Annotated in this window: 20 protein-coding genes and 2 pseudogenes; 14 read left to right on the top strand and 8 right to left on the bottom strand. The window is 56.8% G+C overall.

Annotation, left to right across the window (positions count from 1 at the left end):
* Nucleotides 1-209: 209 nt before the first annotated feature.
* The 3 genes from yieE to cirA all read left to right on the top strand — a co-directional run bounded on the left by yieE (nt 210) and on the right by cirA (nt 5,001).
* A complete protein-coding gene (gene yieE / locus ACQUTI_RS05985; protein WP_004201638.1) occupies nt 210-1,076 on the top strand; it encodes a DNA-binding transcriptional regulator YeiE in 867 nt (288 codons plus the stop codon).
* 181 nt (nt 1,077-1,257) lie between these two features.
* Nucleotides 1,258-2,727, top strand: coding sequence for an amino acid permease (locus ACQUTI_RS05980; protein ID WP_004201637.1), 1,470 nt, complete (start codon nt 1,258-1,260; stop codon nt 2,725-2,727).
* A 300-nt stretch (nt 2,728-3,027) separates the two neighbouring features.
* Nucleotides 3,028-5,001 (top strand): catecholate siderophore receptor CirA, encoded by a 1,974-nt coding sequence (cirA, locus tag ACQUTI_RS05975; RefSeq protein ID WP_023318747.1) that lies wholly within the window; start codon nt 3,028-3,030, stop codon nt 4,999-5,001.
* A 70-nt stretch (nt 5,002-5,071) separates the two neighbouring features.
* On the opposite strand, the gene fghA is transcribed toward cirA, so the two are convergent.
* Complete coding sequence (fghA, locus tag ACQUTI_RS05970; protein ID WP_004201634.1) at nt 5,072-5,905, bottom strand: S-formylglutathione hydrolase; 834 nt, start codon at nt 5,903-5,905, stop codon at nt 5,072-5,074.
* 360 nt (nt 5,906-6,265) lie between these two features.
* Here fghA and folE point away from each other — a divergent pair, with 360 nt between their 5' ends.
* The 6 genes from folE to mglC all read left to right on the top strand — a co-directional run bounded on the left by folE (nt 6,266) and on the right by mglC (nt 13,244).
* Nucleotides 6,266-6,934, top strand: a complete 669-nt coding sequence (folE, locus tag ACQUTI_RS05965; protein ID WP_004201633.1) for a GTP cyclohydrolase I FolE — start codon at nt 6,266-6,268, stop codon at nt 6,932-6,934.
* A 15-nt stretch (nt 6,935-6,949) separates the two neighbouring features.
* Entirely contained in the window at nt 6,950-8,107 is a 1,158-nt protein-coding gene (gene yeiB / locus ACQUTI_RS05960; RefSeq protein ID WP_032456403.1) for a DUF418 domain-containing protein YeiB, read from the top strand.
* A gap of 155 nt (nt 8,108-8,262) precedes the next feature.
* Entirely contained in the window at nt 8,263-9,285 is a 1,023-nt protein-coding gene (gene galS, locus ACQUTI_RS05955) for an HTH-type transcriptional regulator GalS (protein ID WP_017899327.1), read from the top strand.
* 295 nt (nt 9,286-9,580) lie between these two features.
* Nucleotides 9,581-10,579: a galactose/glucose ABC transporter substrate-binding protein MglB gene (mglB, locus tag ACQUTI_RS05950; protein ID WP_004201626.1), complete on the top strand. Its 999-nt coding sequence runs from the start codon at nt 9,581-9,583 to the stop codon at nt 10,577-10,579.
* A 118-nt stretch (nt 10,580-10,697) separates the two neighbouring features.
* A complete protein-coding gene (mglA, locus tag ACQUTI_RS05945) occupies nt 10,698-12,218 on the top strand; it encodes a galactose/methyl galactoside ABC transporter ATP-binding protein MglA (protein ID WP_004201625.1) in 1,521 nt (506 codons plus the stop codon).
* A gap of 15 nt (nt 12,219-12,233) precedes the next feature.
* On the top strand, nt 12,234-13,244 hold the full coding sequence (mglC, locus tag ACQUTI_RS05940; protein ID WP_002912871.1) for a galactose/methyl galactoside ABC transporter permease MglC: 1,011 nt from the start codon (nt 12,234-12,236) through the stop codon (nt 13,242-13,244).
* 41 nt (nt 13,245-13,285) lie between these two features.
* On the opposite strand, the gene ACQUTI_RS05935 is transcribed toward mglC, so the two are convergent.
* From ACQUTI_RS05935 to ACQUTI_RS05910, 6 genes are all read right to left on the bottom strand, one after another.
* Nucleotides 13,286-13,732 carry a helix-turn-helix transcriptional regulator gene (locus ACQUTI_RS05935; RefSeq protein WP_064178387.1) on the bottom strand — a complete coding sequence of 149 codons (447 nt, stop codon included), beginning with the start codon at nt 13,730-13,732 and terminating at the stop codon, nt 13,286-13,288.
* On the bottom strand, nt 13,729-15,078 hold the full coding sequence (locus tag ACQUTI_RS05930) for a type II toxin-antitoxin system HipA family toxin (RefSeq protein ID WP_064178420.1): 1,350 nt from the start codon (nt 15,076-15,078) through the stop codon (nt 13,729-13,731). Before ACQUTI_RS05930 ends, ACQUTI_RS05935 begins: the two co-directional genes overlap by 4 nt.
* Before the next feature lie 114 nt (nt 15,079-15,192).
* A complete protein-coding gene (sanA, locus tag ACQUTI_RS05925; RefSeq protein ID WP_008804033.1) occupies nt 15,193-15,924 on the bottom strand; it encodes an outer membrane permeability protein SanA in 732 nt (243 codons plus the stop codon).
* A 275-nt stretch (nt 15,925-16,199) separates the two neighbouring features.
* Nucleotides 16,200-17,084, bottom strand: a complete 885-nt coding sequence (gene cdd / locus ACQUTI_RS05920; RefSeq protein WP_135698850.1) for a cytidine deaminase — start codon at nt 17,082-17,084, stop codon at nt 16,200-16,202.
* A 128-nt stretch (nt 17,085-17,212) separates the two neighbouring features.
* Nucleotides 17,213-17,908, bottom strand: a complete 696-nt coding sequence (locus ACQUTI_RS05915) for a CidB/LrgB family autolysis modulator (RefSeq protein WP_004201621.1) — start codon at nt 17,906-17,908, stop codon at nt 17,213-17,215.
* Nucleotides 17,898-18,302, bottom strand: coding sequence for a CidA/LrgA family protein (locus ACQUTI_RS05910; protein ID WP_004201620.1), 405 nt, complete (start codon nt 18,300-18,302; stop codon nt 17,898-17,900). The genes ACQUTI_RS05915 and ACQUTI_RS05910 overlap by 11 nt, the downstream gene beginning before the upstream one ends.
* A 357-nt stretch (nt 18,303-18,659) precedes the next feature.
* Here ACQUTI_RS05910 and dusC point away from each other — a divergent pair, with 357 nt between their 5' ends.
* The 5 genes and pseudogenes from dusC to ACQUTI_RS05885 all read left to right on the top strand — a co-directional run bounded on the left by dusC (nt 18,660) and on the right by ACQUTI_RS05885 (nt 25,716).
* Complete coding sequence (gene dusC / locus ACQUTI_RS05905) at nt 18,660-19,592, top strand: tRNA dihydrouridine(16) synthase DusC (protein WP_043520328.1); 933 nt, start codon at nt 18,660-18,662, stop codon at nt 19,590-19,592.
* Nucleotides 19,593-19,948: 356 nt separating this feature from the next.
* A complete protein-coding gene (locus ACQUTI_RS05900; RefSeq protein WP_135698848.1) occupies nt 19,949-21,313 on the top strand; it encodes a carbohydrate porin in 1,365 nt (454 codons plus the stop codon).
* Between the two features lie 155 nt (nt 21,314-21,468).
* Entirely contained in the window at nt 21,469-22,302 is an 834-nt protein-coding gene (gene bglG / locus ACQUTI_RS05895; RefSeq protein WP_048295206.1) for a transcriptional antiterminator BglG, read from the top strand.
* Between the two features lie 28 nt (nt 22,303-22,330).
* Nucleotides 22,331-24,305, top strand: a pseudogene (bglF, locus tag ACQUTI_RS05890) (PTS beta-glucoside transporter subunit IIABC).
* A 15-nt stretch (nt 24,306-24,320) separates the two neighbouring features.
* Nucleotides 24,321-25,716 (top strand): annotated as a pseudogene (locus ACQUTI_RS05885) (glycoside hydrolase family 1 protein).
* Nucleotides 25,717-25,749: 33 nt separating this feature from the next.
* Here the strand turns inward: ACQUTI_RS05885 and ACQUTI_RS05880 are convergent.
* On the bottom strand, nt 25,750-26,484 hold the full coding sequence (locus ACQUTI_RS05880; RefSeq protein WP_023318739.1) for a class I SAM-dependent methyltransferase: 735 nt from the start codon (nt 26,482-26,484) through the stop codon (nt 25,750-25,752).
* Nucleotides 26,485-26,513: the final 29 nt, after the last annotated feature.

Here is a 26,513-nt window from a genome sequence, read left to right as displayed (position 1 = left end):
ATTATATGTTTATAATCAATCGTAATAAGTGGTTAATGACCGCTTCGCCGGTGACAATGGGGCAGGGGAGTGAGGCGAGGAGGCGAGCTGTTCTTGTCAGCAAGACGATGATTTTGTGACGTAAGGGGATTTTCCTTCCATCAGCCGCCTCGATTTGTGTCACCATAGTAAGAAAGGTTATTCAGACTGGATTACTCAACGGGTGGGTTATGCATATTACGCTGCGGCAGCTGGAAGTGTTCGCCGAAGTCCACAAGAGTGGGTCGACCACTCAGGCGTCACAGATGCTGGCGCTTTCGCAATCTGCGGTCAGCGCCGCGCTGACCGATCTGGAAGGGCAGCTCGGCGTACAGCTGTTCGACCGCGTCGGCAAGCGGCTGGTGGTCAATGAGCATGGACGGCTGCTCTATCCGCGCGCCCTGGCGCTGCTGGAGCGGGCCCTGGAGATCGAGCAGCTGTTTCGCGGCGACAACGGGGCGATTCGGGTCTACGCCAGCAGCACCATCGGCAACTATATTATGCCGGAGATCATCGCCCGCTATCGCCATGACTTCCCGGATCTGCCGGTTGAGCTGAGCGTGGGCAACAGCCTGGACGTGATCAACGCCGTTGCCGACCTGCGGGTGGATTTCGGTCTGATCGAGGGGCCGTGTCATGCCGCCGATATTATTGCCGAGCCGTGGCTGGAAGATGAGCTGGTGGTGTTTGCCGCGCCTGACTCGCCGCTGCTGGCGGGGGAGGTGACCCTGCAGCAACTGGCCGAGGCGCCGTGGATCCTGCGCGAGCATGGATCCGGCACCCGGGAGATTGTCGATTACGTTCTGCTGTCGCATCTGCCGGCGTTTCATCTGGGGATGGAGCTCGGCAACTCGGAGGCGATCAAACACGCGGTACGCCATGGGCTGGGGATCAGCTGCTTATCGCGGCGGGTGATTGCCGAACAGCTGGCCTCCGGCACGCTGGCGGAGCTGAAAGTACCGCTGCCCCGGCTGACGCGCACGCTATGGCGGATCCACCACCGGCAGAAGCATATTTCTAAAGCATTACAACGTTTTCTGCAGTATTGCCAGGTGTAGCGATCCGGCTTTATCGCCTGATAATGGTGGGGGGAATTTGCTGGCAATTCCGCAGGTTAGTGCTTTACTAATAATTTGCGGTCGATCATGAAGCTCTCTTATAACTTTGCATTTGTACCGGATGGAACCCCGATCGTCTGCTACAATCGCGCCTCATTTTTTGGATGGATAGCATTATCACATGGTTTCGGAAACTAAAACCACAGAAGCGCCCACGCTACGTCGTGAACTGAAGGCGCGCCACTTGACCATGATCGCCATCGGCGGTTCCATCGGTACGGGTCTTTTTGTTGCCTCTGGCGCAACGATTTCGCAAGCAGGTCCCGGCGGGGCGCTGCTGTCTTATATTCTGATCGGTCTGATGGTCTATTTCCTGATGACCAGCCTGGGCGAACTGGCGGCGTTTATGCCGGTGTCCGGTTCCTTCGCCACCTACGGGCAGAATTATGTTGAAGAGGGCTTTGGCTTCGCGCTGGGCTGGAACTACTGGTACAACTGGGCGGTAACGATCGCCGTTGATCTGGTGGCCTCGCAGCTGGTGATGAGCTACTGGTTCCCTGACACCCCGGGCTGGATTTGGAGCGCCTTGTTCCTCGGCATTATGTTCCTGCTGAACTGGATCTCGGTGCGCGGCTTTGGCGAGGCGGAATACTGGTTCTCGCTGATCAAAGTGGCCACCGTCATTATCTTTATCATCGTCGGCGTGATGATGATTGTCGGCATCTTCAAAGGGGCGCAGCCTGCCGGCTGGAGCAACTGGGGGATCGCGGATGCGCCGTTTGCCGGCGGCTTCTCGGCGATGATCGGCGTGGCGATGATTGTCGGCTTCTCCTTCCAGGGCACCGAGCTTATCGGTATTGCCGCCGGTGAGTCTGAGAACCCGGAGAAGAACATTCCGCGCGCGGTGCGCCAGGTCTTCTGGCGTATCCTGCTGTTTTACGTCTTCGCGATCCTGATTATCAGCCTGATCATTCCATATACCGATCCGAGCCTGCTGCGCAACGACGTTAAAGATATCTCCGTCAGCCCGTTCACGCTGGTCTTCCAGCACGCCGGTCTGCTGTCGGCGGCGGCGATCATGAACGCCGTTATCCTGACGGCCGTTCTGTCGGCGGGTAACTCGGGGATGTACGCCTCTACGCGTATGCTGTATACCCTGGCCTGCGACGGCAAAGCGCCGCGCATCTTCTCGAAGCTGTCGCGTGGCGGCGTGCCGCGCAACGCCCTGTACGCGACCACCGTTATCGCGGCGCTGTGCTTCCTGACTTCGATGTTCGGTAACCAGACGGTGTACCTGTGGCTGCTGAACACCTCCGGGATGACGGGCTTTATCGCCTGGCTGGGGATTGCCATCAGCCACTACCGTTTCCGTCGCGGCTACGTCCTGCAGGGTAACGATCTCAATAACCTGCCGTATCGTTCCGGGTTCTTCCCGCTGGGGCCGATCTTCGCCTTCGTGCTGTGCCTCATCATCACCCTGGGACAGAACTATGAAGCGTTCCTCAAGGACACCATTGACTGGGGCGGTGTGGCGGCGACCTACATCGGTATTCCGCTGTTCCTCGTCATCTGGTTTGGCTACAAACTGGCGAAAGGCACCCGCTTCGTTCGTTACAGCGATATGACCTTCCCGGACCGCTTTAAGCGTTAATCCCGGCGGTGATACAGCATAAGCCCTCTGATACAGAGGGCTTTTTTTATGTCCGCGCAGTTACAGCCTGACACAATTCTTCATAATTATATTGATAATAGAAATCATTATCTTTATCATTTCCGACCATTACGGATGAAGCCACTCCCCCGTCTCTGCCATGTGTACAGACTGACATCGGGCGACCAGCCACATCGACAAGAAAACAGCGAGTCTACCGCCGACAGAGCGGCAGGCCGCCAGCGCGTGTGAGCAGCACCTTTTTTGTTTGTTTGGTTGTACACCTCATGGAGATTTGGAATGTTCAGGTTAAACCCTTTTATCCGGGCGGGATTGTCTGCGTCCGTCGTATCGTTGGCGTTTCCGGCCCTGGCCGACGTGAATGAAGAAACGCTGGTGGTGACCGCCTCGGCGACTGAACAGAGCGTCAAAGACGCGCCGGCGAGCATCAGCGTCATCACTCAGCAGGATTTGCAGCGCAAGCCGGTCCAGAACCTGAAAGACGTACTGCGCGATGTGCCCGGGGTCCAGCTCACCAACGAAGGGGATAACCGCAAAGGCGTCAGCATCCGCGGTCTGAGCAGCAGCTATACCCTGATCCTGGTTGACGGCAAGCGCGTCAACTCGCGGAACGCCGTCTTCCGCCACAACGACTTCGACCTTAACTGGATCCCGGTGGATGCCATCGAACGTATCGAAGTGGTGCGCGGCCCGATGTCTTCCCTGTACGGCTCCGATGCGCTCGGCGGCGTGGTCAACATTATTACCAAAAAAATCGGCCAGAAATGGACCGGGACGCTGAGTGCTGATACCACCATCCAGGAGCACCGCGACCGCGGGGATACCTGGAACGGCCAGTTCTTCACCAGCGGCCCGCTGATCGACGGCGTGCTCGGGATGAAGGCCTACGGCAGCCTGGCGAAACGCGCCAAGGACGATCCGCAGTCCTCCAGCAATGCCACCGGCGAAACGCCGCGCATCGAGGGCTTCACCAGCCGCGATGGCAATGTTGAATTCGCCTGGACGCCGAACGACAGCCACGATTTCACCGCGGGCTATGGCTTTGACCGCCAGGATCGCGACTCCGATTCCCTTGACCGCAACCGCCTTGAGCGTGAGAACTACTCCCTGAGCCATAACGGCCGCTGGGATATGGGCAACAGCGAGCTCAAGTTCTACGGCGAAAAGGTGGATAACAAAAATCCGGGGCAGAATGGGACCATCACTTCGGAAAGCAATGCCATCGACGGCAAGTACGTTCTGCCGCTGGACATGATTAACCAGCTGGTGACCTTCGGCGGCGAATGGCGCCACGACAAGCTGAAAGATCCGGTCAACCTGAGCAGCGGCGGTCAGTCAACGTCGGCCAGCCAGTACGCCCTGTTTATTGAAGACGAATGGCGCATCATCGAGCCGCTGGCGCTGACCACCGGCATTCGTATGGACGACCATCAGACCTATGGCGATCACTGGAGCCCGCGCGCCTATCTGGTGTATAACGCCACCGATACCGTCACCGTTAAAGGCGGCTGGGCGACGGCGTTTAAAGCCCCGTCCCTGCTGCAGCTTAATCCCGACTGGACCACCAACTCCTGCCGCGGCTCGTGCAGCATCGTTGGTAACCCGGATCTAAAACCGGAAACCAGCGAAAGCTTCGAGCTCGGTCTCTACTACCGCGGGGAAGAGGGCTGGCTTGAAAATGTCGAAGGCAGCATCACCACCTTCCAGAATAATGTCGACGACATGATCGATGTTCTGCGCACCTCCAGCGCCAGCGAAGCGCCGGGCTACCCGAACTTTGTCGGCTGGAAAACCGTCAACGGCAAGCGCGTGCCGATCTTCCGCTATTTCAACGTCAACAAAGCGCGCATCAAAGGGGTGGAGACCGAGGTGAAGATCCCGTTTGGCGATGAGTGGAAGCTGACGGTGAACTACACCTACAACGATGGTCGCGATCTGAGCAACGGCGGCGACAAACCGCTGCAGACGCTGCCGTTCCATACCGCCAACGGCACGCTCGACTGGAAACCGCTGGATGACTGGTCCTTCTACGTGACGGCCAACTATACTGGCCAGCAGCGCGCGGTGAGCGCCACCGGCAAAACGCCGGGCGGCTATACCCTGTTTGACGTCGGCGCGGCGTGGCAGGTCACCAAGAATGTGAAACTGCGCTCCGGGGTGCAGAACGTGGGCGATAAAGATCTCAGCCGGGACGACTACAGCTATACCGAAGAGGGCCGTCGCTACTTTATGGCGGTGGATTATCGCTTCTGATTGCCGGCGCTAAAACGCGTCCTGTAGGCCTGAACATGCGCCGCGATGCAGCTTCGCGGCGCATTTGCGTTTAGCCAAAGAGATGCTGCGCATGGAAGCGCAAATGGTCTTCAATAAACGAGGCAATGAAGTAGTAGCTGTGGTCGTAACCGGGCTGGATGCGCAGCGTTAACGGCCAGGCCTTCTGCCGCGCGACCTCCGCCAGTACCGCCGGCTGCAACTGTCCGGCAAGGAATGGATCGCTGTCGCCCTGATCGATAAGCGTCGGCACAGCGTCCGCCGGCTGGCTGGCCTGCATCAGGGCGCAGCTGTCCCAGGCGTGCCATGTCGATTCATCGGCGCCGAGATAGGCGGTAAACGCTTTCTTACCCCACGGCACCTGGGAGGGATTGACGATCGGCGCGAAGGCGGAGACGCTGACGTAGCGGCCGGGATTGTTGAGCGCCATGATAAGCGCGCCGTGACCGCCCATCGAGTGGCCGCTGATGGCGCAGCGGTCGCCGATGCTAAACTCGCTGCGGATAATCGCGGGCAGTTCGTCGCGCAGGTAATCGTACATTCGGTAGTGCGCCGCCCAGGGCGCCTGGGTGGCGTTCAGGTAGAAGCCGGCGCCTTGCCCCAGATCGTAACTGTCGTCGTTGGCCACCTCGTCACCGCGCGGGCTGGTATCCGGCATCACCAGCGCGATGCCCAGCTCGGCGGCAATGCGCTGCGCGCCCGCCTTGGTGGTAAAGTTTTCATCGTTACAGGTCAGCCCGGACAGCCAGTACAGCACCGGCGGCGGCGTTTCGCGCTCAGGCGGTAAAAAAATGCTGAACGTCATGGCGCAGTTCAGGACAGGGGAGTGATGACGCCAGCGTTGTTGCCGGCCGTCAAAACAGCGATGCTCTTCAAGCAGTTCCATGCAAGGCTCCTCGGAAGGGGTGTGCGCGTAAACGTTAATAATACAGATATTTCATTAGCCGGTGAGCAACTTTCACTTTCTCCTTTTGAGAACTTACTGCATCATTAATGCAACTTATAGCCAACATGCCGGTGTAGCGATGGCGCTTATGGATGCGTACAGCGGTTGGATCATTCCGGATTCGGCGGTAGGGATTTGGCGCCGCGCTTGAGGCGAGACTTCGCGCCTTAATAAAAGGCAGCGCCAATTTCAATAATTATCGTTACGGCTACTGGATTCTGTGCGCCGCCTCACGCACAATGAATACAAACTTTGCCCCCAGAAAAAGCAAAGAGCGCCACACCTGCAGGAGAAACCCAAATGTCATCACTGAGTAAAGAAGCCGTCCTCGTTCATGAAGCGCTGGTCGCTCGTGGGCTGGAGACGCCGATGCGTGCGCCAGTACAAGAAATTGATAACGAAACACGCAAGCGTTTGATTACCGGTCATATGACCGAGATTATGCAACTGCTGAATCTGGATCTGAGTGATGACAGTCTGATGGAGACCCCGCATCGCATCGCCAAAATGTATGTCGATGAGATCTTCTCCGGACTGGATTATTCTCGCTTCCCGAAAATCACCGTCATTGAAAACAAAATGAAGGTCGATGAAATGGTCACTGTACGCGATATCACCCTGACCAGCACCTGTGAACACCATTTCGTCACCATCGATGGTAAAGCGACGGTAGCCTATATCCCGAAAGATTCGGTGATTGGCCTGTCGAAAATCAACCGTATCGTGCAGTTTTTCGCCCAGCGTCCGCAGGTCCAGGAGCGTCTGACGCAGCAGATCCTGATTGCGCTGCAGACGCTGCTCGGCACCAGCAACGTGGCGGTATCCATTGACGCGGTGCATTACTGCGTGAAAGCGCGCGGCATCCGCGACGCGACCAGCGCCACTACCACCACCTCCCTCGGTGGCCTGTTCAAATCCAGCCAGAATACCCGCCAGGAATTCCTGCGCGCAGTACGTCACCACAGCTAAAACGGAGCAGGGTACATGGAGAGAAATGTCACGCTGGACTTTGTCCGCGGCGTCGCCATCCTCGGTATCCTGCTTCTCAATATCAGCGCCTTCGGCTTGCCGAAGGCCGCTTACCTCAATCCGGCCTGGTCAGGAAGCGCGACCCTCAGCGATACCTGGACCTGGGCGCTTCTCGACCTGCTGGCGCAGGTGAAATTTCTCACCCTGTTCGCGCTGCTGTTTGGCGCCGGTCTGCAGCTTCTGCTCCCCCGCGGAAAACGCTGGATCCAGTCGCGCCTGACCCTGCTGGCGCTGCTTGGTTTCATTCACGGTCTTTTCTTCTGGGATGGCGATATTCTGCTGGCCTACGCCCTGGTGGGGCTGGTGAGCTGGCGCATGGTGCGCGAGGCGCAGCATGTCAAATCGCTGTTCAACACCGGGGTGGTGCTCTACCTCACCGGCATTGCGGTGCTGGTCCTGCTGGGGATGATCTCCGGACCCGCGGCCAATCGCTCCTGGGTCCCGGACGCGGCCAATCTGCAGTATGAGCAGTACTGGAAGCTACACGGCGGCATGGAGGCGGTCAGCAACCGGGCGGATATGCTGTCGGACAATCTGCTGGCGCTCGGCGCGCAGTATGGCTGGCAGCTGGCGGGGATGATGCTGATAGGCGCGGCGCTGATGCGCAGCGGCTGGCTGAAAGGGCAGTTCAGCCAGCGTCACTATCGGCGCACCGGCGTGCTGCTGGTGGCGGCCGGGATGGCGGTGAATGTGCCGGCCATCGTCGCCCAGTGGTATCTGGCCTGGGACTATCGCTGGTGCGCGTTTTTACTGCAGGCGCCGCGTGAACTGAGCGCCCCGCTGCAGGCTATCGGCTATGCCTCGCTGGCCTGGGGCTACTGGCCGCAGCTCTGCCGTTTCCGCCTGGTGGGGGCTATCGCCTGCGTTGGACGCATGGCGCTGACCAACTATTTGCTGCAGACCCTGATCTGCACCACCCTGTTTTATCATCTCGGGCTGTTTATGCGCTTCGATCGTCTGCAGCTGCTGGCCTTTGTTCCCCCCATCTGGGCCGTAAACCTCCTTCTGTCATCACTCTGGCTGCGCCGCTTCCGCCAGGGGCCGGTGGAATGGCTGTGGCGTCAGTTAACCCTGCGTGCGTCAGGGACATCATTGAAAGACACATCCAGATAACGATCTCGATCACAATCATTAACAAAACGGATGTAAACGTTTCCAGCCGTGTGACCTCACTCACGTAGCGGACCGCGGGTCGCTGCCAGAATAGCCTCCTTGCTGAGCACAGGAGGTGAATGTGACGTGCTGTAATTCTCTTAAGGTCGCTGAGTATGATCACCATTCGTGATGTCGCCCGCCAGGCGGGCGTATCCGTGGCCACCGTGTCGCGGGTGCTGAACAACAGCGCGCTGGTGAGTCCGGATACGCGCGACGTCGTGATGAAAGCGGTGACCCAGCTGGGCTACCGGCCAAACGCCAATGCCCAGGCGCTGGCCACCCAGGTCAGCGATACCATCGGCGTGGTGGTGATGGACGTCTCCGATGCCTTCTTCGGCGCGCTGGTGAAAGCGGTGGATACCGTCGCCCAGCAGCATCAGAAGTATGTGCTGATCGGCAACAGCTATCACGAGGCGGAAAAAGAGCGCCACGCCATCGAGGTGCTGATCCGCCAGCGCTGCTCGGCGCTGATCGTCCATTCGAAAGCGCTCAGCGATGCTGAACTGAGCGACTTTATGCAACATATCCCGGGGATGGTGCTGATCAACCGCATCGTGCCGGGCTTTGCCCATCGCTGCGTGGGTCTCGACAACGTCAGCGGCGCGCTGATGGCTACCCGCATGCTGCTCAATCACGGCCACCAGCGCATCGGCTATCTCTCCTCAAATCACGGCATTGAAGACGACGATATGCGCCGGGAAGGGTGGAGCAAAGCGCTGCAGGAGCAGGGCATCATCGCCCCGGACAGCTGGGTCGGGTCCGGCTCCCCGGACATGCAGGGCGGCGAAGCGGCGATGGTCGAACTGCTGGGGCGGAATCTCGGCCTCACCGCCGTGTTCGCCTATAACGACAGCATGGCGGCCGGCGCGCTGACAACGCTAAAGGATAACGGCATTGTCGTGCCGCAGCATCTGTCGCTGATTGGCTTTGATGATATTCCTATTTCCCGTTACACCGATCCTCAACTGACCACCGTGCGCTATCCGGTGATGTCGATGGCGAAGCTGGCCACCGAGCTGGCGCTGCTGGGGGCGGCCGGCAAGCTGGATCGCGAGGCGACGCACTGCTTTATGCCGACCCTGGTGCGCCGTCACTCCGTTGCCCAGCGGCAAACTGTGGGGCCGATCACTAACTGAAGCGGCAGTGGGATGTAACCGCTTTCAATTTGTGAGTAAATTCACAGTATATTAACATTCGCCTGATTATGATGGCAGCGTTTACCAGTCTGAACCACAAGGTGATGGGAAATCCTCACTTTTACTATTAGGAACAAGGCGTTAAACGAGTATTAGAGCCGTATTTTCCTGGAGCGTTACCCGACACGGAAGACCGAATTTTCGTCGTGAAATGCGTTGTGCGGTAACACTAATGCAACAAGTCCCGCCCGCACTTTTCACAAAAATGACCCTGCATAATAAAACCGGAGATTCCATGAATAAGAAGGTGTTTACCCTCTCTGCTGTAATGGCTGGTCTGTTATTTGGCGCCGCAGCACACGCAGCAGATACCCGTATCGGCGTGACGATTTATAAATATGACGACAACTTTATGTCGGTGGTGCGTAAGGCGATTGAAAAAGATGGCAAATCCGCGCCTGACGTCCAGCTGCTGATGAATGACTCGCAGAACGACCAGTCGAAACAAAACGATCAGATTGACGTGCTGCTGGCGAAAGGCGTGAAAGCCCTGGCGATCAACCTGGTTGACCCGGCTGCGGCGGGAACGGTCATCGAAAAAGCGCGCGGGCAGAATATTCCGGTGGTGTTCTTCAACAAAGAGCCTTCCCGTAAAGCGCTGGATAGTTATGACAAGGCTTACTACGTCGGTACCGACTCGAAAGAGTCCGGGATTATTCAGGGCGATCTGATCGCCAAGCACTGGAAAGCCAACCCGAACTGGGATCTGAATAAAGACGGCCAGATCCAGTACGTCCTGCTGAAAGGCGAGCCGGGCCATCCGGATGCGGAAGCGCGTACTACCTACGTTATCAAAGAGCTGAACGATAAAGGTCTGAAGACCCAGCAGCTGCAGATGGACACCGCTATGTGGGATACCGCCCAGGCGAAAGACAAAATGGACGCCTGGCTCTCCGGCCCGAATGCGAACAAGATTGAAGTGGTGATCGCCAACAATGACGCCATGGCGATGGGTGCGGTTGAAGCGCTGAAAGCGCACAACAAGAGCAGCATTCCGGTGTTCGGCGTTGACGCCCTGCCGGAAGCCCTGGCGCTGGTGAAATCCGGCGCGATGGCCGGTACCGTGCTGAACGATGCCAACAACCAGGCGAAAGCGACCTTCGAGCTGGCGAAAAACCTTGCCGACGGAAAAGAGGCGGCGGCAGGCACCAACTGGAAAATTGACAACAAGATTGTTCGCGTCCCCTACGTGGGAGTCGATAAAGACAACCTGAGCCAGTTTACCGGCAAATAATCGTGATGTGAGTTGCGGGCGTGGGTTATCCACGCCCGATTATTCCTGATACAGAACCAGACTCCTGCTGGCGTAATTGCGCCGGACGGGGCTTGCATGAACGCAGCCAGGTATAACTATGGTCAGCAATAATAGCGAACGGTCAGGCGAATATTTGTTGGAGATGACCAACATCAACAAATCGTTTCCTGGCGTCAAGGCTCTTGATAATGTCAACCTGAAGGTTCGTCCGCACTCCATTCATGCGTTAATGGGTGAGAACGGCGCCGGAAAATCGACATTATTAAAATGCCTTTTTGGGATCTATCAAAAAGATTCCGGCAGCATTCTTTTTCAGGGAAAAGAGATCGATTTCCATTCGGCGAAAGAAGCCCTGGAAAACGGTATTTCGATGGTGCATCAGGAATTAAACCTGGTCTTACAGCGTTCGGTCATGGACAACATGTGGCTCGGCCGCTATCCCACCAAAGGCATGTTTGTCGATCAGGACAAAATGTACCGGGATACCAAGGCTATTTTTGATGAGCTGGATATTGATATCGATCCGCGCGCCCGCGTCGGGACTTTATCGGTATCTCAGATGCAGATGATTGAGATCGCGAAGGCGTTTTCCTATGACGCCAAAATCGTCATCATGGACGAGCCGACGTCATCGCTGACGGAGAAAGAGGTCAACCATCTGTTCAAGATCATCCGCAAGCTGAAAGATCGCGGCTGCGGTATCGTCTATATCTCGCACAAAATGGAAGAGATTTTCCAGCTGTGCGATGAAATTACCATCCTGCGCGACGGCCAGTGGATCGCTACCCAGCCGCTGGAAGGGCTGGATATGGACAAGATCATCGCCATGATGGTCGGGCGTTCGCTCAATCAGCGCTTCCCGGATCGTGAAAACACCCCGGGGGAAGTCATCCTCCAGGTGCGCAATCTCACCTCCCTGCGCCAGCCCTCCATTCGCGATGTCTCCTTCGACCTGCATAAGGGCGAAATTCTCGGTATCGCCGGTCTGGTGGGCGCGAAGCGTACCGACATCGTGGAGACCCTGTTCGGGATCCGTGAGAAGGCCAGCGGCACCATTACCCTGCACGGGAAGAAGATCAACAACCACAGCGCCAATGAGGCGATTAACCACGGTTTTGCGCTGGTAACCGAGGAGCGGCGCTCCACCGGAATTTACGCCTATCTGGACATCGGTTTTAACTCGCTGATCTCCAATATTAAGAAATATAAAAACAGCGTCGGCTTGCTGGATAACTCGCGGATGAAGAGCGATACCCAATGGGTGATTGACTCCATGCGCGTTAAAACCCCCGGCCAGCATACGCAGATTGGTTCGCTTTCCGGTGGTAACCAGCAAAAGGTCATTATTGGCCGCTGGCTGCTGACCCAGCCGGAGATCCTGATGCTGGACGAGCCGACGCGCGGTATCGACGTCGGTGCCAAATTCGAGATCTATCAGCTGATTGCCGAGCTGGCTAAAAAAGATAAAGGGATCATTATTATTTCTTCCGAAATGCCGGAACTGCTGGGGATTACCGACCGCATTCTGGTAATGAGCAACGGCCTGGTCGCGGGCATTGTTGAGACTAAAACCACCACGCAAAACGAAATACTGCGTCTTGCGTCATTGCACCTTTAAGATCAGGGGCTTCACATGAGTGCGTTAAATAAAAAGAGTTTTCTCACTTACCTGAAAGAGGGTGGGATATATGTCGTCCTTCTGGTCCTGTTGGCCATTATTATTTTCCAGGATCCGACATTTTTAAGTCTGCTCAACCTGAGTAATATTCTGACCCAGTCCTCGGTGCGTATTATTATTGCCCTCGGCGTGGCCGGACTGATCGTCACGCAGGGCACGGACCTCTCCGCCGGCCGTCAGGTGGGACTGGCGGCGGTGATTGCCGCGACCATGCTGCAGGCGGTGGATAATGCCAACAAGGTGTTCCCAGATATGGCGACCATGCCGATCCCACTGGTCATCCTGCTGGTATGCGCCATCGGGGCGGTCATCGGGCTGATTAACGGGATCGTCATTGCCTATCTGAACGTAACGCCGTTTATTACCACTCTCGGGACCATGATCATCGTCTACGGCATTAACTCGCTGTACTACGATTTCGTGGGCGCGTCGCCGATCTCCGGCTTCGACAGTCACTTCTCCCATTTCGCGCAGGGGTTTGTGGCGCTGGGCTCGTTCCGCCTGTCCTATATCACCTTCTACGCGCTGATTGCCGTCTTCTTTGTCTGGATCCTGTGGAACAAGACGCGCTTTGGCAAAAACATTTTCGCTATCGGCGGTAACCCGGAAGCGGCGAAAGTCTCCGGGGTTAACGTGGCGTTGAACTTGCTGATGATCTATGCCCTCTCCGGGGTGTTCTACGCCTTCGGCGGCCTGCTGGAAGCCGGTCGTATCGGCTCGGCGACCAATAACCTCGGCTTTATGTACGAACTGGACGCCATCGCCGCCTGCGTGGTGGGCGGTGTATCGTTCAGCGGCGGGGTAGGGACCGTATTCGGCGTGGTGACAGGGGTAATTATCTTCACCGTGATCAACTACGGCCTGACCTACATTGGCGTCAACCCTTACTGGCAGTACATCATCAAGGGGGCGATCATTATCTTCGCCGTGGCGCTGGATTCCCTGAAATACGCCCGTAAGAAATAAGATTGAACGCATCAAAAACCCGCGCCTGGCGCGGGTTTTTACTATTTAAATAGAGAAGAAATGAGTGTTTTAGAAATAGGGACGAGTCCTGTTTCAAGGCCAAACGGCTTAAAGATTTTATTAATGATCTCAGCAGAATAATTGCCTTTATCATTTTCCACATCAGATAAGGTCTTACGAGAGACATCCACTAGCCGGGCATATTCATCCTGGCGTAAACCCAGAACTTCTACTCTCAGTTTTTTCAGGGCCTCTCCCTGGCTGATGGCACCTAGCATGATGTCATGGATAATGGCGTGAATGACCGCCTGACGATCGATCGTTTTGACTTTTTTTAAACCAGTCGAGACGCGTTGTCTGCTTATCTCTGAACGAGCTTTTTTTTCCGTAGCCGTTACCTCGGTGGCGGGTAGGGATGGTGGGTTCTCCGCCCGCAGCCTGGCTAAGGTATTTTGGATTTCTGTTTCTTTTTTATTCAGGGTCTTCATAACAGCCCCCAGCGAGCGAGTTTGTCAGGTATAAATTTAAAACCAATTGATGGCATTTCCAGAATCTGAACAGGAACGCCGCGTGCTTTAAGACGGGATGGTAAATCAATGAGTTGAGATGCGGTTTCTCTTAAAGCATTAAGCAATGTGTCAGGGGCGATCCATTCAGCCAAAGCTTGTGCGATGGCGCCAAAGTTGTATTCGCCTCCTGATTCGCAGGCTAATGACCACTTCATCGTGCGCGGTATACCTTCCGGGTCGGCTTTCATTGGTGCAAAATCGTAGATTGGCGCAAGGGTAATTTCATTATCTGCTTTCATAAATGCAGTATTACGTCCATGGTTATCACTATTGCCAAAAATAATGTTTAATAAGTCTCGACGTACCCAATCTATGATAAATCCTTGAACATCAAAGCGATAATTCTGTACTCTTACCATATGACTGGATGTGATCTTTTCGATCAGGATCCGCAGCGTGGTTTCATGATCGAGTATCGTCGCTGGCGCTTTTTGTAACAGAGAATAGACTGACTCCATTCCCAATCTCATTATCCGGCCATCACCGTCTCTTCTGATATCAAATCGCGGCAACCAGAGAGAGGGATAATGTAGCCCCTCCTCAAGACGCATATTATCGACAGGAATAGTCGAAAAGCCCATGGCGGTGAGTTCATGGTAGTAATGAAATTCGGCGCGTAAAATATTACAGTCCACTTCGCTTCTGCTGCCTCGCGGATACTTCACCAGGTAATAAAGATCGTCAGAGCCTGGTTCGTTTTGCCAGGTATCGATCCAGATTTCTTGCCTCTTACTACAGCGCAGCAGCAGTTTCGGCGCTTCGCCGCCAGCACCTGTAGCCCCTCCTGCTGCGGCTCCTCGTTCCTGGGCATAGTCGAGAAAATCACTGGCACGATTCATGACATCAGTGACAGAGAACGTTTTACTGCTTGCCAGACTATCCCAGTCCGGCACCGAGTCTTTAATGCGTAAATTTCCCACTGGCGACATCGTGCCGAATTTGAGCAAGATGAAATTCTGTTGGCCCTGAGGAAGTTCACTGATATCTAAAAAGTTAACCCAGTAACGTCGGCTGGCGCCGCTTGGAATGATATCGTCTATAAATCTTAACCATCCAGGATTTCCGTGATCCTCAAAATAAAGCGAAACGGGGTGGTTGAGCGACACGGCGTGATAGTCATCGCGTTCCAGAAAGTCGATGGCGTAATCGGTAAGATAGTCGATTTGTGTTGTAAACCAGTCCCCTTGCTCACTACCGGGGAATTTTATCAACGCAATGTCTTGCCACTCCGCATTGAGAAAGGCTTGTACCGTTAATGTTTCCATCTCGCCCTCCAAAAAGGATGATGAGTGAAATATTACTCATTAAAGAGCATTTATGCAATTAACGTTACTTATAATACGCATTGTTTTGGCATCGCATGATTAATGTATCTTATATCACTCATTGGCGGGTTTTGTGTTTTTCTGCAGCTCCAGCAGCTGCTCCGGCGTGACCGCCGGGTAGGACTGGGCGTCATCCGGCACGTCGTGCTGCTGCGCCGGAATCGGAATTAAAGGACCGAGGAAGCGCGGTTCCCGTTTGAAGATGTAGAGGTCCGCCAGCGCGCCGAAGCGGGCGCCGAATTCGCGCAGCCGCACGCTCCACATATCCTTCGGCGACGGCACCGCGTAGCACTGGGCCTGGATCCCCATATGCAGGGCGATAAACAGCGCCCGTTCGCAGTGGAAGCGCTGGGTGATGATAATGAAGTCGTTGGTGTCGAACACTTTGCGGGTGCGGACGATCGAATCAAGCGTGCGGAAACCGGCATAGTCCAGCACGATATCCGCCGGATCGACGCCGCCTTTAATCAGGTCCCGGCGCATCGTCATCGGTTCATTGTAGCTTTGCAGGGCGTTATCCCCGCTCAGCAGCAGATAGTTGACCTTGCCGCTGTTGTAGGCGTTGAGCGCGCCCTGGATGCGGTAGCGGTAATACTGATTGATGACGCCGGTGCGGTAGTATTTAGCAGTGCCCAGCACCACGCCGACCTGGCGGTAGGGGAGGTCCTGCAGCTCGTCATAGATATAGGGCGCGGTTTTCCAGCTCATCCAACGGTCAAGACCCAGCACGGTCAACAGCAGCAGGCCGAGCAGGACTAACAGGCTGTAGAACACACGCTTTAACATGAACTTGGCTCAATAATAGACAACGGAGTCTTCAGGCTACTTTACCCGCCGGGTAAGCGCAAGAAACCCGCGTTTGATTGCGGGGATTTTCAGCAATATAGACAGATCGCCGAACGCAGGCCGGGTAAGGGGTGAGCCGACACCCGGCATAGGGATCTTCAGCTCGCCATGGCGCGAACCGTAGGTCGGGTAAGCGTAGCGCCACCCGACACCTAAGGGTATAAAAGGTCGGCCGGATAAGCCGAAGACGCCATCCGGCCATCTGCGCAGGCGGATTAACCTAACAGCACGCGCTCGATATTGTGGCAGCCCAGCGCCTTCAGGGTGGCGACGGTGGCGTCCCACTGAATCAGCGCCGCATCGGCTTTCTCCGCCAGGATCGCCCGCTGGATGTCCGGATAATCATAGCCGTTGAGGCTGAGAAGATTTAGCGCCCCCTGCAGCGGCGGCAGCGTCGGGTTGAACGCCGCGTTTTCCGCATAGCTGCCGCTGAAAAGGGTGCCATCTTTCAGCTCCAGCGCCACGCCGGAAGGCGAATGGCTGTACGGCGCGTGGCAGCGGTTAGCGGCCTCAATCGCCGCCTGCGTCAGGGCATCGCCGCTGACCGGGAAGCCGTGGTCCTGGTGGTCCATCAGCAGGGTTTTGATCTCCAGGTCTTTCGGGCCGAAGGCATCCGGCAGATAGTGCTGCAGCGCATGGGCTTCACGACCGGGCAGATGAATGCGCAGCGCCAGTCCGCTGTTCAGTTCGTTCATAAACTGACGGCAATGGCCGCACGGCGTGTAGTTCACCGTGATAGCGCGCAGGGAGGTTTCACCGCGCAGCCAGGCGTGGCTGATGGCGCTCTGCTCCGCATGGACGGTCTGCTGCATGGTGGCGCCGAGAAACTCCATGTTGCCGCCAAAGTACCAGCGGCCGCTGACGCCGCGGGCGACAGCCCCGACGTTAAAGTGAGAAAGGTCGGCGCGCGCGCAGGCGGCGGCCAGCGGCAGTAGCGCAAAGGCCAGCGCGTCTTCGTCCAGACCTGTCGCCTGTTGCAGCGTCGCCACCTGATCGGCTTCGAGCAGCGCCGGGAAGTGCGGGTCGGCGAGCATCGGGGAGATGGCCGCCTGCAGGTCTGCTGCCAGGGTAGTCAAAGCAGCTTGAAAACGTGAGTGCATAGCGTTGCCTCATAACAGTGTAATGGGGAACCAGTGTACGGGCGTCAAGGGGTTTCAAATGTGATTTACATCCCATTGCTAATGCAACTTTTCTTTGTTGCATTAAGAAATGTGACTTGAATCACAATTCATCCCACCACCGCGAGGATCAGCGGGAATAAAAATGGCGCCATCAACGAGGTGATGATCCCGCACAGCACCAGCGCCAGCGAGCTGAACGCTCCTTCCTGATAGTCCAGTTCCGCACAGCGGGCGGTACCGAGGGCGTGCGAGGCGGTGCCCATCGACAGGCCACGTGATGCTTTGGTGCGAATACGCATCAGGTTGAGCAGCGTATGGCCGAATACCGCGCCAAGGATACCGACAAAAATCACGCACACGGCGCTGATGGCCGGGATGCCGCCGATACTGCCGCTCACCGCCATCGCAATCGGCGTGGTCACCGATTTGGGCAGAACAGAGGCGGCGATTTGCGGCGTGGCGCCCATCAGCAGGGCCACGGTGGTGCCGGTGATCATCGCCACACAGCTGCCGATAAAGCAGATGGTGATGATCGATTTCCAGCGCGCGCGGATCTGGTGCAGCTGTTCATATAGCGGGAAGGCCAGCGCGACCACCGCCGGCTGCAGCAGATCGTTCAGGATCTTGCTGCCGGCAAAATAACGTTCATAGGAGATCCCGGTCAGCAGCAGAAAGGGAATAATCACCACCATCGCCACCAGCAGCGGGTTGAGCAGCGGGAATTTGAAGCGGGCCGCCAGTTTGCGGGCGAGGAAAAAGACGATCAGGGTAAGCGGTAGCGACCACCAGATTTCATGCATCATTTTTCTTTTCCTTTTGCCCAATCACTTTACGTTCGCCATGCACCAGATGGGAACTCCAGCTCACCACCACAAACACCACCAGCGTGCTGATGGCGCAGGAGATAACGACAGGCCCAAGCTGGGCGCGTAGCAGATCCCAGTACTGCATCACGCCGACGCCGATCGGCACGAACAGGAGCGCCATATAGCGGATCAGGATATTGCAGCCGGGGTTGACCCACTGCGGCGGCATGATTTGCAGCGCCAGCAGCACGAAGAGGATCAGCATGCCGATGATGCTGCCGGGGATGGTGATGGGCAGCAGCCCGGCGATAAATATTCCGGCGTACAAGCAGGCGTAAATCAGGACGAAAGCCCGCAGGTACTGCCAGATAATAGTCAGCGATTTACTCATGGTAATAACCCTTGATGAAGTGAATTCATCATACAATTAATCCCTAAAATGTGCTACCGATCACATCATGAATTCTATGCATAGCGCTTATAGCTTACGGGAACCATCGTCTCGCCCGTCAGAGTCCGAAGCCTTGCGGCTTAGACGGTTTCTCTCCCCACGCTACCTTGCTGGACGAGGCGCGGCAAATAAAGGTAAATGAGACGCCACAGACCCCTGTAAAGCATAGAGATTATCTCGCCGTTTTGCCGCCTCGGGCGTCCAGGGACCGGAGTGCGCCGGGTCGGACGCATTGAGCGCTTTCAACCAACGCCCGGAGGCGCTACCATAGCGCCTCTTTTTTTTCCGGGTAACGATATGCGTGTACTACTGGCGCCGATGGAAGGCGTGCTCGATTCGCTGGTGCGCGAGCTGCTGACCGAGGTTAACGATTACGATCTTTGCATCACCGAATTTCTGCGCGTGGTGGACCAACTGCTGCCGGTCAAATCGTTCTACAGGCTGTGCCCGGAACTGCATCATCAAAGCCGCACCCCGTCCGGTACCCGCGTGCGCGTCCAGCTGCTGGGACAATATCCCGAGTGGCTGGCGGAAAACGCCGCCCGCGCGGTGGCGCTGGGGTCGTGGGGCGTTGATTTAAACTGCGGCTGTCCGTCGAAGCTGGTGAACGGCAGCGGCGGTGGGGCGACGCTACTGAAAGATCCAGAGCTGATCTATCGCGGCGCGAAAGCCATGCGCGAAGCGGTCCCTGCGGATTTACCGGTGACCGTCAAGGTGCGTCTCGGCTGGGATAGCGGCGAAAGGCGCTTTGAAATCGCCGACGCGGTGCAGCAGGCGGGGGCCAGCGAACTGGTGGTTCACGGCCGTACCAAAGAAGATGGCTACAAAGCCGAACGCATCAACTGGCAGGCGATCGGCGAGATCCGCCAGCGCCTGACTATCCCGGTGGTCGCCAACGGCGAGATCTGGGACTGGCAAAGCGCGCAGGACTGTATGGCCGTCACCGGCTGCGATTCGGTGATGATTGGCCGCGGGGCGCTCAATGTGCCGAACCTAAGCCGGGTGATCAAATACAATGAACCGCGCATGCCGTGGCCGCAGGTGGTCCAGCTGTTGCAAAAATATACCCGCCTGGAAAAGCAGGGTGATACCGGCCTGTATCATGTGGCGAGAATTAAGCAGTGGTTAGGCTATTTACGCAAGGAATATACCGAGGCGCTGACCCTGTTTAATGAAATTCGCGCCCTGCAAACGTCTGCTGAAATAGCGGTGGCGATCGGCCGCTATTAACCGCCATACTGTTATTCGCTTCACATATTATTACTTGCATGCCTATTGATGATAGGCATGGGTTGAATAAAGTGATAATGTGCGGTCAATCAATTCAGGATTGCTACTGAACTCAGGCAAAACCTAAGCACTTTCGTCATTCGTGGCGCAAAGTGCTTAGGTTTTTTTTTGGTAAAAATTCAGGGTGGATAAAATGATGATGTAAAACAATGAGATGTGAATAACGATTTCTCTGGCATTGTCGCGGTTTTATTACCGACGGACGCTTTTTGCCATTCATTTTTAAAAAAAGAAAACGGGTAAATAAATAGCCTGGGGATCCCCTTTGTTTTTATTCAGTCACGGTGGAGATCACAATGCATAACAAAAAAATAAATCAGCTTTTTATCGGCGCGGCGCTGGCGACTATGGCGCCCGCCGTGAACGCGGCGCAAACCCCGGCGTGGAACGGCAGCGTGCTGGGGTTTGAAGCCGGACAGCCAGGGCTGCTGGGCGATATGCTGGGCATTCGTCCCATCCTTGAAGAGAACGGCTTTCATTATAATCTTGGCTATCTTAACGAGATGGCCTACAACGCCGGCGGCGGCTATAACCATGATAAACATCTGGCCTATATTGACCAGGTGTCATTGACCTTTACCCAGGATCTGGAGCGCTGGACCGGCATACCGGACGCGCGGCTTGAGGGTAATATCGTCAATCGCAACCATGATGAAAACCTCACCACGAAACGGCTGCAGGATCCGCGGGTCAGCTTCAACGATCTGTCGCAGGAGAGCTGGGGCGGCGGGTCGATCACCCGTCTCGGCTGGCTGACCTTTGCCCGCAGCTTTGACGACCGCCGCCTGACCTGGCGCATCGGCATGATGAACAAGGTGCAAACCTTCGACCAGATCATACCCTGCGATTTTCAGCTGCTGACCCAGTGCGGTGGGAAATCGGCCAACTCGCTGACCTGGAATAACTGGAACATTCATACCTGGGGCACCACCCTGGAGTACAAGCTGACGCCGACCGTCACCCTCAAAGGCGGGGTGATGGAGCAAAACCCGCAGGCTACCGCGCGCAGCCACGCGTGGAGCTGGTCGACGAAGGGTAGCAAAGGCATCTTACTGCCGATGGAGATCGAAACCCGTCCGCTGATTAATGGCCTGCCGGGAGCCTATAACCTTGGCGTGGTCTGGACTAACGCGCCGCAGAGCGACCTCTACAGCGGTAAATCCGGCGGCGCCGGGGCGACGGACCCGCAAGGCTACGCCGAGCACGACAGCACCTGGTTTATGTACGCTGGCCTGAACCAGCAGATCACCCGCCATGCCGACGATCCGCTGCGGGGAATGAGCGTCTCGCTGAGCGGCAGCCTCAGCGACCAGCGCAGCAACTATATCCACTCCGCCGTCGCCGCCTCCATGCGCTACCGCGGTCTGTTTGACGCCCGTCCGGAGGACTGGATCGGCTTCGGCCTGACGTGGATCGACATGAGCAGCCACTACGCACGTAATCAGCGCTATATGAATCAGATAAGCGGCGCCACCGACTATAACGATCCGGCTTACCAGCCGGTGGCCGGTCATTCGCTGAACGGTGAACTCTATTATCGCTTCCGCCCGGTCTCCTGGCTGGAGCTGCAGCCGGGCCTGCAGTACTGGCACCGTCCGGGCGGCGTCGCGCAGACCCAGGACGCGTGGGTAGTGGAGTGGAAAACCATCGTGACCTTCTGATAGTCGCGATCTTAATCACGTTTTTTCACTTGTCAGGTTGAGCGCGCAGCAGAAGTTGTTACAGTGCTGGCGTTGGATTGCAACTGCTGCGGCAGGCAAAACCTGATCACCTGGCGTTTCGTCGGGGGTCAGGTTTTTTTGTTTCTGGGGTCTATATGCAAATCGCCAAAGTACTCAATAACAATGTGGTGGTGGTTCTCGACGAGCACCGGCGCGAACAGGTGGTGATGGGGCGAGGGCTGGCCTTTCAGAAACGCCCGGGCGACGTGCTGGACGACAGTAAAATTGAAAAAGTTTTCGCCTTACAAAGCGATGAGCTGGTCGGCCGCTTAGGCGAGCTGCTCAGTCAGATTCCGTTAGAAGTGATGACCACCTGCGATCGCATTATCGACCTGGCACGCGGGCGGTTGGGCAAGTTACAGGAAAGTTTGTACATCACGTTAACGGATCACTGTCATTTTGCTATCGAGCGGCAGAAAAAGGGCATCGCACTGCGTAACGTGCTGCTGTGGGAGATTAAGCGGCTGTATCCGAAGGAGTTCGCGCTGGGCCAGGAGGCAAGGGCCATCATTGCCAAAAGGCTAGGCGTGGCGCTGGCGGAGGATGAAGCCGGATTTATCGCCCTGCATCTGGTGACGGCGCAGCTCAACAGCGAAATGCCGGAGGTCATGCACGTGACCCGGGTGATGCAGGAGATCCTGCAGCTGGTGAAGTATCAGCTGCAGCTGAACTACGACGAGGAGTCACTGAGCTATCAGCGTTTCGTCACCCACCTGAAGTTTTTCGCTCAGCGGATGCTGACCCGCACGGTGGTGGAAGATGACGACGTCTCGCTGCACAGCGCGGTGAAAGACAACTACGCCAAAGCGTGGAAGTGTGCGGAAACGGTGGCGACGCATCTGCAAAAGCAGTATCAGCGTGCGCTGACCACCGAAGAAATTATGTTTCTTGCCATTCATATTGAACGGGTAAGAAAAGAGGGACGCTAAGTCTCCCGACAAACTGGATTGTTACTGCATGATGCAGGCAAAACCTGAGCGCGACGCCTACCGGCGTGGTTCTCGGGTTTTTTTTATTTTTACTACTCAGTCGCCGGTTGTCTGCGGGCAGCGGCAGTAAGGAAAAGAGCATGGAATATAAAGCACTCGCGCAGGATATTCTCAACCGCGTCGGCGGCAAAGAGAACATTGTGAGTCTGGTTCACTGTGCGACACGTCTGCGTTTTAAACTGAAGGATAACGGCAAAGCCGATGCCGAAGGGCTGAAGGCCAATCCGGGCGTGATTATGGTGGTGGAGAGCGGCGGCCAGTTTCAGGTGGTGATTGGCAACCACGTTCACGACGTCTGGCTGGCGGTGCGCCAGGAGGCGGGGTTAAGCGATGACAGCGAACCGGTTGCCGAGGAAAAAGCGGCCAAAGGATCGGTGTTAAGCCAGCTTATCGACATCATCTCCGGCATTTTTACACCGTTTATCGGCGTGATGGCGGCAACCGGTCTGCTGAAAGGCCTGCTGGCGCTGGCGGTGACCTGCGGCTGGCTTACGCCGGAGCAGGGGACTTATAAAATCTGGTTTGCTGCCAGCGACGCGCTGTTCTTTTTCTTCCCGCTGTTTCTTGGCTATACCGCCGGGAAGAAGTTTGGCGGCAACCCGTTTATCTCGATGGTGATTGGCGGGGCGTTAACCCACCCGCTGATGATTCAGGCCTTTGAGGCCAGCCAGGCGCCGGGCGCGGCGGTGGAGCACTTTCTCGGCATTCCGGTGACCTTTATCAACTACAGCTCGTCAGTGATCCCGATTATTCTCGCCTCATGGGTCTCCTGCTGGCTGGAGCGCAAGAGCAACGCGCTGTTGCCGTCATCGATGAAAAACTTCTTCAGCCCGGCCATCTGCCTGGCGGTGGTGGTCCCGCTCACCTTCCTGGTGATTGGCCCGGTCGCCACCTGGCTGAGCCATCTGCTGGCCAACGGCTACCAGTTCATTTATGCGTTTGCGCCATGGCTGGCGGGCGCGGTACTGGGCGCCATGTGGCAGGTGTGCGTTATTTTCGGCCTGCACTGGGGGCTGGTGCCATTGATGATCAATAACATGACGGTGCTTGGTCACGACTCCATGCTGCCTATTATCCTCCCGGCGGTGATTGCCCAGGTGGGCGCCGTGCTCGGTATTTTCCTCGCCACCCGCGATGCGCGCCAGCGGGTGCTGGCCGGTTCCGCCTTCTCCGCCGGGCTGTTCGGCATCACCGAGCCGGCTATCTATGGCCTGACTCTGCCGCTGCGCCGTCCGTTTATCTTCGGCTGTGTCGCCGGGGCGATTGGCGGGGCGATCACTGCCTTTAGCAACAGTTATGCCTACTCGTTTGGCCTGCCAAACATCTTTTTCCCGGCGCAAATGATCCCGCCCGGCGGGATTGACGCCAGCGTCTGGGGCGGGCTTATCGGCACCGGCGTGGCTTTCGTGCTCGCCTGCGTGCTGACCTTCTTCGCCGGCCTGCCGCGCGCCAGCGCCGCGCCGGGCGCCGTGGCGGTAGCGCCGGTCTCGGCAAATGACATCCTGGCGCCGATGAGCGGCAGCGTCATCGCCCTCGATCAGGTGCCGGACAGCACCTTCGCCAGCGGCCTGCTGGGGAGAGGAGTCGCCATTATCCCGGCGGTGGGCAAAGTCATCGCCCCATTCCCGGGCGAAGTGGCTTCCCTGTTTCAGACTAAACACGCCATCGGCCTGCAGAGCGACAGCGGCATCGAGCTGCTGATCCACGTTGGCATCGACACGGTCAAACTCGATGGCGTGCCGTTTACCGCGCATGTGAAAGAGGGCGACAGGGTACAGGCCGGCGATCTGCTGATTGAGTTCGATCGTCAGGCGATTCTGGACGCCGGTTACGACCTGGCGACCCCGATTATTATCAGCAACAGCGATGGCTATCGTGAGATCGACACGGTGGCGCCCAGCGCCGTCGAAGCCGGTCAGCCGTTGTTGTCAGTCAGCCATTAATCACAGGAGAGAGAGATGAAAACATTCCCGACAGATTTTTTATGGGGCGGCGCGACCGCGGCGAATCAGGTGGAAGGGGCGTACCTGGAAGATGGCAAAGGGTTATCCACCTCCGATGTGCAGCCGCACGGCGTCTTCGGCGAAGTGGTCGAGCGCGTACCCGGCGACAGCGGCATAAAGGATGTGGCGATCGATTTTTACCATCGCTACCCGGAAGATATCGCCCTGTTCGCTGAGATGGGCTTTAACTGCCTGCGGGTCTCCATCGCCTGGACGCGCATCTACCCCAACGGCGACGACGCCGAGCCGAACGAAGCCGGACTCGCCTTCTACGACAAATTGTTCGACGAGATGGCGAAGCACAACATCACTCCGCTGGTGACGCTGTCGCATTATGAAATGCCATGGGCGCTGGTGAAAAATTACGGCGGCTGGGGCAGCCGGCAGGTGATTGGCTTCTTTGAGCGCTACGCCCGGACGGTGTTCAGCCGTTATAAAAACAAAGTCAAACTGTGGCTGACCTTTAACGAAATCAATATGTCGCTGCATGCCCCGATGACCGGCGTCGGCTTGCCGGCCGGCAGCAGTAAAGGCGAGGTGTATCAGGCCATTCATCACCAGCTGGTGGCCAGCGCTCTGGCGGTCAAAGCCTGTCATGAGCTGGTGCCCGAGGGCAAAATCGGCAATATGCTGCTCGGCGGGCTGATGTATCCCCTGAGCTGCAAACCGGAAGATGTGTTTGCGACGCTGCAGGAGAACCGCAGCTGGCAGTTCTTCGGCGACGTGCAGGCGCGCGGGGCGTACCCGGGCTATATGCAGCGCTTTTTCCGCGACAACGGCATCACGCTCGACATCACCGAGGCCGATCGCGAAACGCTTAAAAACCACCGTCGATTTTATCTCCTTCAGCTACTACATGACCGGGTGCGTCACCGCCGATGAGGCGCTGAACCAGCAGGCGCGCGGCAATATTCTCAGCATGGTGCCGAACCCGCACCTGGCGAGCTCGGAGTGGGGCTGGCAGATAGACCCCCTCGGCCTGCGTACGCTGCTGAACGTGCTGTGGGATCGCTATCAGAAGCCGCTGTTTATCGTGGAAAACGGTCTGGGCGCCAAAGATAAGGTGGAAGCCGACGGCAGCATTAATGATGACTACCGCATCAGCTACCTGAACGACCACCTGGTGCAGGCGCGGGAAGCCATTGACGATGGCGTTGAGCTGATGGGCTTTACCAGCTGGGGGCCGATTGATCTGGTGAGCGCCTCGAAGGCGGAGCTGTCGAAGCGATACGGCTTTATCTATGTCGACCGCCATGATGACGGCACCGGCACCCTGGCACGCAGTAAGAAGAAGAGCTTTGACTGGTATAAAGAGGTGATTGCCAGCCGCGGCGCCAGCCTGAAAGTGTAATGCTTCCCCGCCCGGCCATCGCCGGGCGAGGGATCAGCCCGGTTTACGCGCGCGCAGTAAAAAGATCATCGGACGCTCTTTCTCTTCATCCAGGGCGGGCTGTTGAGCAATCTGTTCGGCGCTCGGACCCCACTCATCCAGCTGCTCCAGCACAAAACCAGCGGCGATAAGCGCGTTTACCCAGCTTGAGAGTTTGCGGTGCTGTTTAATGACGCCCTCGGCAAACCAGTTGCTTACGCGCTCGCCCTCCTGCTGATAGTGGCTGACCGGCCAGCTTTTTTGCCCCTGCTCATTTACCTGCCATCCCTGCTGCAGCGGCGCGGTATAGATGGGATGTTCCGCGGAAAAGACCAGGATGCCGCCAGGGACCAGCGCCTGCTGCAGGGCGGTGAAGAGCGGGGCGATGTCTGGTAAGTAATGGAGCGCCAGTGAGCTGTAGACCAGATCGCAGCTGTTGGCGGGCAACGTCAGGGTTTGCAGATCGGCGCAGCGGTAGTCAATCTCATCCCCGCGGGTCATCTCTCGCGCCTGCGCCAGCATACGTCGGGAGATATCAAAACCAATTATCTGGCTGGCTCCCTGCTGCAGCGCCCAGCGGCAAAACCAGCCGTAGCCACAACCGAGATCCACCACCCGCAAACCGGTTACTGGCGGCAGCATTGCCTGCAGCGATGGCCACTCTGGTGCACCCTCCAGTCCCTTCACCGAGCGATCGAGGGTCGCATAGCCGGCAAAGAACTGCGGGTCGTCATAAATATTCTGACTCATATTCATCCCTTGAATTGATAAGGTTGTTT

Source organism: Klebsiella sp. 7-CIP_Kleb., from assembly GCF_050378655.1.
Lineage (GTDB): Bacteria > Pseudomonadota > Gammaproteobacteria > Enterobacterales > Enterobacteriaceae > Klebsiella > Klebsiella quasipneumoniae.
This window is presented reverse-complemented; position numbering and strand designations above follow the sequence as displayed.

Bases quoted from the DNA above. Each gene is read 5' to 3' on its own strand.
- sanA (WP_008804033.1), bottom strand. From the start codon at position 15,924: ATGTTAAAGCGTGTGTTCTACAGCCTGTTAGTCCTGCTCGGCCTGCTG.
- mglC (WP_002912871.1), top strand. From the start codon at position 12,234: ATGAGTGCGTTAAATAAAAAGAGTTTTCTCACTTACCTGAAAGAGGGT.
- cirA (WP_023318747.1), top strand. From the start codon at position 3,028: ATGTTCAGGTTAAACCCTTTTATCCGGGCGGGATTGTCTGCGTCCGTC.
- bglG (WP_048295206.1), top strand. From the start codon at position 21,469: ATGCAAATCGCCAAAGTACTCAATAACAATGTGGTGGTGGTTCTCGAC.
- cdd (WP_135698850.1), bottom strand. From the start codon at position 17,084: ATGCACTCACGTTTTCAAGCTGCTTTGACTACCCTGGCAGCAGACCTG.
- ACQUTI_RS05900 (WP_135698848.1), top strand. From the start codon at position 19,949: ATGCATAACAAAAAAATAAATCAGCTTTTTATCGGCGCGGCGCTGGCG.
- mglA (WP_004201625.1), top strand. From the start codon at position 10,698: ATGGTCAGCAATAATAGCGAACGGTCAGGCGAATATTTGTTGGAGATG.
- ACQUTI_RS05880 (WP_023318739.1), bottom strand. From the start codon at position 26,484: ATGAGTCAGAATATTTATGACGACCCGCAGTTCTTTGCCGGCTATGCG.
- ACQUTI_RS05935 (WP_064178387.1), bottom strand. From the start codon at position 13,732: ATGAAGACCCTGAATAAAAAAGAAACAGAAATCCAAAATACCTTAGCC.
- ACQUTI_RS05915 (WP_004201621.1), bottom strand. From the start codon at position 17,908: ATGATGCATGAAATCTGGTGGTCGCTACCGCTTACCCTGATCGTCTTT.
- folE (WP_004201633.1), top strand. From the start codon at position 6,266: ATGTCATCACTGAGTAAAGAAGCCGTCCTCGTTCATGAAGCGCTGGTC.
- dusC (WP_043520328.1), top strand. From the start codon at position 18,660: ATGCGTGTACTACTGGCGCCGATGGAAGGCGTGCTCGATTCGCTGGTG.
- galS (WP_017899327.1), top strand. From the start codon at position 8,263: ATGATCACCATTCGTGATGTCGCCCGCCAGGCGGGCGTATCCGTGGCC.
- mglB (WP_004201626.1), top strand. From the start codon at position 9,581: ATGAATAAGAAGGTGTTTACCCTCTCTGCTGTAATGGCTGGTCTGTTA.
- yeiB (WP_032456403.1), top strand. From the start codon at position 6,950: ATGGAGAGAAATGTCACGCTGGACTTTGTCCGCGGCGTCGCCATCCTC.
- ACQUTI_RS05930 (WP_064178420.1), bottom strand. From the start codon at position 15,078: ATGGAAACATTAACGGTACAAGCCTTTCTCAATGCGGAGTGGCAAGAC.
- ACQUTI_RS05980 (WP_004201637.1), top strand. From the start codon at position 1,258: ATGGTTTCGGAAACTAAAACCACAGAAGCGCCCACGCTACGTCGTGAA.
- fghA (WP_004201634.1), bottom strand. From the start codon at position 5,905: ATGGAACTGCTTGAAGAGCATCGCTGTTTTGACGGCCGGCAACAACGC.
- yieE (WP_004201638.1), top strand. From the start codon at position 210: ATGCATATTACGCTGCGGCAGCTGGAAGTGTTCGCCGAAGTCCACAAG.
- ACQUTI_RS05910 (WP_004201620.1), bottom strand. From the start codon at position 18,302: ATGAGTAAATCGCTGACTATTATCTGGCAGTACCTGCGGGCTTTCGTC.